The sequence below is a fragment of the Parolsenella sp. genome (genome assembly GCF_982402205.1).
On record NZ_CEVYAT010000049.1, the window covers coordinates 1 to 9,698 of the forward strand.

Below are 9,698 nucleotides of genomic sequence, written 5' to 3' on the forward strand. Positions count from 1 at the left end.
CCCTGGGCACGTCGCTCGTTGATGCGCCGCAGCGCTCCGCCCATCGCAAGCTGCGCCTGCTCGCCCCAACCGCGCGCGAAGGCGTCAAAGAGCCCCGAGCACTCGCCGGGGTAGCTGCGCTCGAGCTCGTCGAAGTAGCGGGGCAGAAAGATCACGGAGCGCGAGCGGTAGAGGTGCCCCGCCCGCAGGGGCGAGAGGTTCTCGTCGCTGTTCTCGCGCACGAAGCTGCAGGTGGTGGAGGCCCCGCCCTCCTCGGGCGCAACCCTCACGTTGGTGGGGCTTATGCCAGACTCGGGCATGCAGATGAGCGTCGACTCGTTGACCAGCGTGGCGCAGGCATAGGGGCAGGGCGTGCGCTCGAGCAGCAGCATGTCGCTCTTGGGCGTGATGGCGTGCTCGAGGACCAGGCAGCTGTCCGAGAGGGGCATAAGCCACGCGCGGCCCGAGCCAACCTCGTTGTCGACGCTGCCCGTGAACGTGGCGCCGCGCTCGTCGAGCGAGAGGCCAAACTGCTCGAACTGCGGGGCGTAGAGCTCGGTGATGTCTGCTGGACAGGCGGCCATGTTGCGAAAACGTCCCCTTCTCTTTCGGATTCGTCTCCCTCTTTGCCTGGCGGGGGAGGGTGCGTTGCCCTCATGATAAGTTCGCGGCGGCTAACTTATCAACCGCGAACGTTAAGGAGAAGGGATGGCAAAGAAGAACAGGGAGCCGGGCGCCGTGGCGCAGCTGCTCGAGTTCTCCGGCAGCCGCCGGCCGCTCACGTACGTGGGCATGGCGCTGTCTGCCGTGGCGCAGCTGCTGAGCTTTGGCCCGTTCGTCTGCATCTGGTTCGTGGCGCGCGACCTCATCGCGGTGGCGCCCAACTGGGACGAGGCGGCGGGCATCGCCGCATATGGCTGGTGGGCCGTGGGCCTTGCCGTGGCCTCGATCGCCGTGTACTTCTGTGCGCTCATGTGCACGCACCTCTCGGCATTTCGCTGCGCCTCGAACATGCGCAAGCAGACCTGCGCGCACCTCATGCGCCTGCCGCTGGGCTACTTCTCGACCCACTCCAGCGGGGAGCTGCGTCGCGTCATCGACGGGTGCGCCTCCTCGACGGAGACGCTGCTTGCCCACATGCTGCCCGATGCCGCGGGCGCGGTGGCGATGGTGGTGGGGATGCTTGCGCTGTTCGCCGTCTTTGACTGGCGTCTGGGGCTGGCGTGCCTTGCCGCCGTCGCCGTCTCGATTGCGTGCCTCGTGCGCATGATGAGCGGCGAGGGCATGGAGTTCATGAAGCAGTACATGGGCGCCCTCACAAAGATGAACGCCACGGGCACCGAGTACGTGCGCGGCATTCCCGTCGTTAAGGTCTTTCAGCAGACGGTCTACTCGTTCAAGGCGTTTCACGACGCCATCTCCGAGTACTCGCGCATGGCGATGAGCTATGCCGGCACCTTCTGCCGCACCCCGCAGGTGGCGCAGCTCACGGTGCTGAACGGCCTCGTGGTCTTCCTCGTGCCGGCAGCCCTGCTGCTGGCGCCGGGCGAGGGCGACTTCGCGCGCTTCCTCGCGAACTTTGCCTTCTACGCGATCTTTTCGGCGGTGGTGCCCACGGCAATGGCGAAGCTGCAGTTTGCCGGCGAAGCCTCTCAGATGAGTGCCGACTCGCTCGCCCGCGTGCGTGCCCTCATGGACGCCGCGGAGCTCCCGCGCGGCGACGCGCCCCAGCACCCGGCAGACAACTCGGTGTCCTTCCGCGACGTGAGCTTTGCCTACGAGGGTGCTGAGAGGCCCGCCCTCGACCATGTGAGCTTCGAGGTGCCTGCCGGCTCCACCGTGGCGCTCGTGGGCCCCTCGGGCGGCGGCAAGTCAACGGCCGCAAGCCTCGTGCCGCGCTTCTGGGACGTGACCTCGGGCTCCGTGGCCGTGGGTGGCGTCGACGTGCGCGATGTCGACGCGCACGAGCTCATGGACCAGGTTGCCTTCGTCTTCCAGGCCAACCGGCTCTTTAGCCGCACGCTCGCCGACAACGTTCGTGCGGCGCGCCCCGATGCCACCGACGAGCAGGTGCTTGCGGCCCTCCACGACGCGCAGTGCGACGACATCGTGGCCAAGCTGCCGCGGGGCATCCACACGATGCTGGGTGCGGGCGGCGCCTACCTCTCGGGTGGCGAGGTGCAGCGCGTGGCCCTGGCTCGCGCCATCCTCAAGGACGCGCCCATCGTGGTGCTCGACGAGGCCACGGCGTTTGCCGACCCCGAGAACGAGGCCCTTATCCAGCGGGCCTTCACGAGGCTGGCCCGGGGCCGCACCACGATCATGATTGCCCACCGGCTCTCGACCGTGGTGGGCGCCGACAAGATCGTGGTGCTCGAGCGCGGGCGCGTTGCCGAGACGGGCACCCACTCCGAGCTTCTTGCGCGGGGTGGCCTCTACGCGCGCATGTGGGCCAACTACGAGCAGGCCGTGAGCTGGAAGATATCGAGCGCAACCGATGCGGTGACCGGCGGCTCAGATGCCGGTCCACGCGCCGAGACGAGCGATGCCGCGGCCGCGGGTGCGCCCGCGATTGCCCGGGAAGGGGGTGAGGCCTAGATGTTCGCCTCATTCAAGGAAAAGTACCTGCTCAGCGACTCCGCCTATGCCGGCATGAAGCGCGGCATCATGTGGACCGCGATCACCAATCTCGTGACCATGGCGGGCATCGGCTTTCTGTTCTACGTGATGGGCGCGTTCGTGGAGCATCTAGTCGACGGCGGCGGGCTGCCCGCGTTGGCGCCGCTCGCGCTGGGCCTCATCGCGTTTATCGCACTGCTCTTTGGGTGCAATTGGATGCAGTACGTCAACACCTATTGCGTCTTCTACGACGAGTGCGGCCAGCAGCGCATCGACATCGCCGAGCGCCTGCGCCGCCTGCCGCTGTCGTTCTTTGGCCAGCGCGACCTGGCCGACCTCACCGAGACGATCATGGGCGACGTCCAGACCATGGAGCACGCCTACAGCCACGTGCTGGGCGAGCTGTGGGGCGCCATCATCTCGACCGCCGTCGTGTTTGTGGGGTCCCTGGCGTTCTGCTGGCAGCTCTCGCTCGCGGCGTTTTGGAGCGTGCCCGTTGCCTTCGCGATGCTGTTTGCGAGTCGAGGGCCGCTGCGTCCCCTCTTCGACGCCAACCGTGCCGAGAAGGTCAAGGTGGCCGAGGGCATCCAGGAGACGCTCGACTGCGTGCGCGAGATTCGCGCCACCAACCAGGAGGAGCGCTACCTCGAGGGGCTCAACGCCCAGATAGACCAGGCCGAACGGGCCTGCACGAGAGGCGAGCTCACGAACGGCCTCGTGGTGAACGGCGCCTACGTGGTGCTGCGTCTGGGGATAGCCACCACGGTGGTGACGGGCGCCTCGCTCGTGGCGTCGGGTGCCATCGACTTCATGACGTTCTTTGCGTTCCTGCTCGTGGTGACGCGCCTCTACGCCCCGTTCGACCAGGCGCTGGCGCTGCTCTCCGAGCTCTTTGCCGCCGAGACGAGCGCGGCACGCATGCGCTCCATCATGGAGGAGCCGCTTGCGACGGGCGCGCACGAGTTCGAGCCGGCGGGACACGACATCGAGTTCTCGCACGTGGCCTTTGGCTATGGGGCGGGCGAGGACGGCCGCGCGGGCGAGCGGGTGCTGCGCGACGTGAGCTTCGTGGCGCTCGAGGGCCAGGTCACGGCCCTGGTGGGGCCGTCCGGCTCGGGCAAGTCGACCGTGAGCCGCCTGGCCGCGCGCTTTTGGGATGCCACGGCGGGCACCGTCACCGTGGGCGGCGTCGACGTCGCGGGCGTCGACCCCGAGGTGCTGCTGCGCGACTTCGCGATCGTGTTCCAGGACGTCTTGCTGTTCGACGACACCGTGATGGGCAACATCCGCCTGGGCAGGCGCGACGCCACCGACGAGGAGGTGCTCGCCGCCGCACGTGCCGCCAACTGCGACGAGTTCGTGAGCCGCATGCCGCAGGGCTACGACACGATGATCGGCGAGAACGGCTCGAAGCTCTCGGGCGGCGAGCGCCAGCGCATCTCGATCGCCCGAGCGCTGCTCAAGGACGCGCCCATCGTGCTGCTTGACGAGGCCACGGCGAGCCTCGACGTCGAGAACGAGACGCAGGTACAGCAGGCCCTCTCGCGTCTGCTCGTGGGCAAGACGGTCATCGTGATTGCCCACCGCATGCGCACGGTCGAGAACGCCGACAAGATCGTGGTGCTGCGCGATGGCGTGGTGGCCGAGCAGGGCGGCCCTGCCGAACTCATGGCCGCGGGCGGAGAGTTTGCCCGCATGGTGGCCCTGCAGCATGAAGGCGACGCCTGGACGCTGGGGGAGTAGGCTCCGGCTGTCAGATTTGCCGTCCCGTGGGGGCGAGGGACACGCGCCTCTCGCCCCCCCTGCGTTTGCGCCACGCCTGCCCTACGCGTTCTTCTCGCCCCTTTTCGTTGCTCACCCATCTTTGCGCGCCGTTTTGCATTGGGAACCCGCATTTACGTGCTGGGAGGTCTTCTGGCACGTAAATGCGGGTGCTTGGTGAATGAATGCGTAAAAGTGGGTGCGCAACGGATGGGGCCCTGCTCGCAATACGTCGGTAACGTGGCTGCACTACAATGGCAGGTCACACCGTACGCAACGTGTGGCGGCTGCCACAGAAATGCGAGGAGCACATGAGCGACGAGACCACGACCACCGACCGCGCCATCATCTCCGTGCTGGGCGCCGACCGATCCGGCATCGTCGCCGCGGTCGCCGGCTTGCTTGCCGAGCAGGACGTCAACATCCTCGACATCTCGCAGACGATCCTGCAGGGCATGTTCACGATGACGACCCTCGTCGACCTGGGTGGCGCCGACTTCGCCACCATCCACGACGGCCTTGCCGCCCTCTCCGAGAAGCTCGGCGTCCAGATTACGATCCAGCGCGAGGACGTCTTCAAGTTCATGTATCGCCTGTAGGCCGCCATGGCAACGTTTCCCCAGCGTCCGCGCGCCACGCCCTCCGAGCGCATCCGCTCGCACGTGGTGCGTCGCATCCTCACCAACAAGGACACCTCGGCACTGCTCCACGCCACCGACGTGACGCCCATGCCCTCGAGCGTCGAGGGACTGGGCCGCCCGGCCGAGAGCGTGGGCCTCTACGAGGGCTTTGCCTCTGTCGACAAGGTGCCCGAGCAGCTGTATCGCGAGTATGACGTCAAGCGCGGCCTGCGCAACGCCGACGGCTCGGGCGTGCTCGTGGGCCTCACCACGGTCTCCAACGTCCATGGCTACAACAAGGTCGACGGCAAGGTCATTCCCGACGAGGGCGACCTCGTGATGCGCGGCTACCATCTCGACGACCTCGTGGGGCAGACCCACGGCGCCGGCCGCTTTGGCTACGAGGAGATGGCCTACCTGCTCATTTCGGGCCGCCTGCCCAACGCCGCCGAGCTCGCGGACTTCAAGGCCCGCATCGACTCGCGGCGCGAGCTGCCCACCGGCTACCTGAGCCTGTTCCCGCGCACCACCGAGTCGAGCTCGATCATGAACGTCATGGCCCGCTCGACGCTGCTGCTCTACGCCTTCGACGAGAATCCCGACGACACCTCGCCGCAGCACGAGGTCGATGTGTCACTGTCGCTGCTCGCGCGCCTGCCGCGCATCGCGGCCATCGCGCACGCGGCGTCGGTCGCCGCCCGCGACGGCTCGCAGCTGCTTGTGCCGCCCGTGCGCCAGGGCCACTCGATGGCCGAGACGGTGCTCGACGTGTTGCGTGGCGACGAGGGCTTTACCCGCGACGAGGCCATGATGCTCGACGTCATGCTCATGCTCCATGCCGAGCACGGCGGCGGCAACAACTCGACCTTCACCTGCCGCGTGCTCTCGAGCTCGGGCACCGACGCCTATTCCACCTACGCCGCGGCGATGGGTTCGCTCAAGGGTCCCAAGCACGGCGGCGCCAACGCCAAGGTGGGCGCGATGATCGAAGACGTTGCCTCCCACGTCGAGCGCTGGGACAACGACGACGAGCTAGCGAGCTATCTCGAACGCATCGCTGTGGGCCAGGCCTTTGACAACACGGGGCTCGTCTATGGCATGGGCCACGCCGTCTACACCAAGAGCGACCCGCGCGCCCGCGTGGTCAAGCGCTACGCCCGCAAGCTCGCCGCCCTCAAGGGCTGCGAGGACAAGCTCGCGCTCATCGAGGGCATCGAGCGGCTGTCGCCCGACATCATCCGCGCGGCGCGCGGCACCAACAAGCCCATCTGCGCAAACATCGACCTGTACACGGGCTTCGTGTACTCGATGCTGGGTATCCCGGCCGACCTCTACACACCCATCTTCGCGATGGCGCGTCTTGCGGGCTGGACGGCGCACCGCATGGAGGAACTCTACGGCAGCGGGCGCATCATCCGCCCGGCCTACAACTCCGTGATCGAGCTGCGCGACTACGTGCCCATCGACCAGCGCGGGTAGGCTCGCCATTGGAGCGTGCTAATCAGGTTTTTCGTGCTTGTTGTAGGCGCTGACGGGATAGTTGGATATCTGGCTTGATAAATCCGCTGGTAAATTGTCCGTTGCCAGAGCGCTTGGTGGCCGGCATACCGATTTAGCAAGAAAAAGTTGATCAGCCTAGCAAATAAGGCGCCCCGGCGGTTGCTAAAACCGCCGGGGCGCCTTGCGCTCGCTATGAGATGGGCGCGCGGGCTACTCCTTGCGGCCCTCGCTCTCGCCGTCCTCGTCGATCACGATGGGGTGGAACACCGCCGTGTCGCCGCCGATGACGGAGTCCTCGACGTGCCTGGCCTCGTCGTCGTGGGCCTTGCGCACCGCGGCATCGAACAGGTCGATGTCCTCGTCGCTGGCGGTGTCGGCAGAGGCGCCGCTCTCGTGGGCCAGGTAGGTGGCGTGCGCTTCGTCGACCGCGGCGCGCACGTGGCGCATGGCCTCGGGCAGCTCGACGTATTGCAGCACGTGCTGGCGCTTGGAGCGGGCAAACAGCGGCACGTACTCGAACACAACGTTGGAGTTCTCGAGGCCGTACCAGTGCGAGGGCGAGCCGCAGACCCTGCGGATGACGTACTTGGCCAGGATGATGTTGCGGTCGAACGCCGAGATGTCGGCCGAACTCGAGGGCACCTTGCGAATGAGACAGAAGCGGAAGTCACCCACCTCGCTCTTCTTCTTGTAGATCGAGTACTTGTGGTGCTGCGGCTCGATCATGTGGTCCTCGACGAGCTTCTCCACGATTTGGTAGAGGTACTCGTTGACGCGCTGGTTCACGCGGAAGCCCAGACGAATCTGCACCTTGAACAGGTAGTTTGTGCCAAAGGTGTTGATCGAGAATTCGTGGGTGTTGGGCTCGTCGGTCACCTGGATGTTGAGGAAGAAGTACGCGCGGGCGCGCTTGGGCCTCTTGTCGAGAATCGAGTAGAGGATGTCGCGGTCGAGCATGTCGGGTGACGAGTCGTTGGTGAGGAAGACCAGGTTGTCGGCCAGATAGGGGATCTCGTCGTCGGTGCGCAGCTCGCTGATCTGGTCAAGGTATTCGCTCACCGGCAGGTAGACGCTCTGCGTGCGCTCGATGGCGGTGCCGCGCCTCCAGATGTACATGATGGCAAAGATGAGAGCCGCAAGAATCACGGTGACGTAGCCGCCGTGCATGAACTTGGTGAGGCTCGAGACAAAGAACGCAAGCTCAATGGCCACGAAGAACGCGAGGAACGGGATGGCCAGCGCCTTGTGGCGCTTGACGCGCGAGAGGTACGTGAACAGCAGCAGCGTGGTCATGAGCATCGTGACCGTGATGGCCAGGCCGTAGGCCGCCTCCATGTGAGACGAGCTCTGGAAGAAGAGCACCACGCCGATGCAGCTCACCCACATGATGTTGTTGACCAGCGGGATGTAGATCTGGCCCTTGGTCTCGGACGGGTAGGCGATGCGCATGTGCGGCATGAGGTTGAGGCGGATCGCCTCGGAGATGATGGAGTAGGAGCCCGTGATGAGCGCCTGGGAGGCGATGATGGCGGCGAACGTCGACAGCACGACGGCGAAGACGCGCACGGCCTCGGGCAGCATCTGGAAGAACGGGTTGAGCTCGGGGGTGGCGGCGAGCGCGGCGTTGCCGTTGTTCGCGAGGATCCAGGCGCCCTGGCCCAGGTAGTTGAGAATGAGGCAGGCCTTCACGAATGGCCAGGAGGCGTAGATGTTGGCCTTGCCCACGTGGCCCATGTCCGAGTAGAGGGCCTCGGCGCCGGTGGTGCACAGGAACACGTTGCCCAGCACCATGAGGCCGGCGTGGTTGAGGTTGCCGTTGAACAGGAACATGATGCCGCGCAGCGGGTTGAGCGCACGGAAAACGTTGAGGTCGGCGCCCACGTTGACGAGGCCCGTGATGCCCAGGTAGAGGAACCACACGGTCATGATGGGGCCGAACGCCTTGCCGATCGTGGAGGTGCCGGCGCGCTGCATGGCGAACAGCGCGCACAGGATGACGATGGTGATGAGCACCACGATGCCCTGGTTGTCGCCGATGAGCGCGTGGAAGAAGTCGATCGTGCGCAGACCCTCGATGGCCGTGGTGACCGTGACGGCCGGCGTGAGGATGCCGTCTGCGAGCAGCGCGGCGCCGCCGATCATCGCCGGGATGATGAGCCACTTGCCGCAGCGCTTCACGAGGCTGTACAGGGCGAAGATGCCGCCCTCGTTGTGGTTGTCGGCCTTCATGGCCACGAGGACGTACTTGACCGTGGTGATGAGCGTCATCGTCCAGATGATGAGCGACAGCGCGCCGATGACGACGTCCTGGCTCATCGTGGTGAGGCCACCGTTGCCGCTCATGATGGCCTTGAGCGTGTACATCGGGCTCGTGCCGATGTCTCCGTACACCACGCCGAGCGTGACGAGGATCATTGCGGCGGATAGCGGAATGCCGCCCTTGGGAGAGCGCTTCTTAGAAGCGGTCCTCTCTGCCGTTTGGGAAACTCCCATGTTCGTGTCTCTCCTTGAGACGGGGGCTTGCGCCCCGTGCCTGTGGAACCGGGTGGACCCGGGCTTGCCTCGCGTGGCGGGGCGTTCACTCCATTCTGAACGAGCGCCCGCGCGCATGTAAAGGCTGCTTGGGCCTGACTGAAAGCCAAGTCCAGGCAGCCTCAATTAGCATTATCGCGCCTACCGTGTGTGAAGTGGGCGTCGGTGGCGTGTACGCGTTGCGTTTGCCCTGCTACCGGTTGGTTCTGCCGCCTTCGGTGGAACCGTCGTTGCGGCCGCGGTGGCCGCCGCCAAACTGCGACGGGCGCGGGCCGTTGCCCTGAAGGCGCGGCCTGCCGGCGCCGCCGTGCTGCGAGGGCCTGGGGCCGTTGCCCATGAGCGGGCGCATGGGACCCTGCGAGCGCGCGGTGTGTGGGCGCGGGCCGTCCGGCCGTGCCGCGTCGTAGCGCGGGCGGTCGCCTCGGGCGTCGCGCGAGCCGGCGCCGTAGGGGCGAGCCGAGCCGCGGGAGTCATGCGGGCCTGCGCCGTGGTTGCGCTCCTCGCGTCGGTCGGAGCCGTAGGGGCGGCTGGCGTTGCGGCTGCGGTCCTCGCGGCGGTCGGAGCCGTAGGGTCGGTCGCCACGTAGGCCATGCGGGCCGCGCTGACCCGCGTCGTGGTCGTCTCGCCTGCCCGCGCCGTAGCGGGGGCGTCCGCCTTGCGAGCCGTAGGCGCGCTCTAACGGGTGAA

At 66.6% G+C, this 9,698-nt stretch carries 6 protein-coding genes and 1 pseudogene; 4 read left to right on the plus strand and 3 right to left on the minus strand.

The window, feature by feature from the left end:
* Positions 1-563: pseudogene (locus tag AC1VTH_RS04130) on the minus strand (hypothetical protein); the annotation flags it as partial.
* 124 nt (positions 564-687) lie between these two features.
* Between AC1VTH_RS04130 and AC1VTH_RS04135 the strand changes: the two are divergent.
* From AC1VTH_RS04135 to AC1VTH_RS04150, 4 genes are all read left to right on the plus strand, one after another.
* Positions 688-2,577, plus strand: a complete 1,890-nt coding sequence (locus AC1VTH_RS04135; RefSeq protein WP_481334852.1) for an ABC transporter ATP-binding protein — start codon at positions 688-690, stop codon at positions 2,575-2,577.
* Positions 2,578-4,341, plus strand: a complete 1,764-nt coding sequence (locus tag AC1VTH_RS04140; protein ID WP_481334853.1) for an ABC transporter ATP-binding protein — start codon at positions 2,578-2,580, stop codon at positions 4,339-4,341.
* A gap of 329 nt (positions 4,342-4,670) precedes the next feature.
* Positions 4,671-4,958, plus strand: coding sequence for an ACT domain-containing protein (locus AC1VTH_RS04145; protein WP_293673819.1), 288 nt, complete (start codon positions 4,671-4,673; stop codon positions 4,956-4,958).
* Between the two features lie 6 nt (positions 4,959-4,964).
* Positions 4,965-6,458, plus strand: coding sequence for a citrate synthase (locus AC1VTH_RS04150; protein WP_481334854.1), 1,494 nt, complete (start codon positions 4,965-4,967; stop codon positions 6,456-6,458).
* Between the two features lie 231 nt (positions 6,459-6,689).
* On the opposite strand, the gene AC1VTH_RS04155 is transcribed toward AC1VTH_RS04150, so the two are convergent.
* Both AC1VTH_RS04155 and AC1VTH_RS04160 read right to left on the minus strand, forming a co-directional pair.
* A complete protein-coding gene (locus AC1VTH_RS04155; RefSeq protein ID WP_481334855.1) occupies positions 6,690-8,972 on the minus strand; it encodes a KUP/HAK/KT family potassium transporter in 2,283 nt (760 codons plus the stop codon).
* A gap of 232 nt (positions 8,973-9,204) precedes the next feature.
* On the minus strand, positions 9,205-9,698 hold a 494-nt coding region (locus AC1VTH_RS04160; RefSeq protein ID WP_481334856.1), incomplete at its 5' end, for a hypothetical protein.

Bases quoted from the DNA above. Each gene is read 5' to 3' on its own strand.
- AC1VTH_RS04135 (WP_481334852.1), top strand. From the start codon at position 688: ATGGCAAAGAAGAACAGGGAGCCGGGCGCCGTGGCGCAGCTGCTCGAG.
- AC1VTH_RS04140 (WP_481334853.1), top strand. From the start codon at position 2,578: ATGTTCGCCTCATTCAAGGAAAAGTACCTGCTCAGCGACTCCGCCTAT.
- AC1VTH_RS04145 (WP_293673819.1), top strand. From the start codon at position 4,671: ATGAGCGACGAGACCACGACCACCGACCGCGCCATCATCTCCGTGCTG.
- AC1VTH_RS04150 (WP_481334854.1), top strand. From the start codon at position 4,965: ATGGCAACGTTTCCCCAGCGTCCGCGCGCCACGCCCTCCGAGCGCATC.
- AC1VTH_RS04155 (WP_481334855.1), bottom strand. From the start codon at position 8,972: ATGGGAGTTTCCCAAACGGCAGAGAGGACCGCTTCTAAGAAGCGCTCT.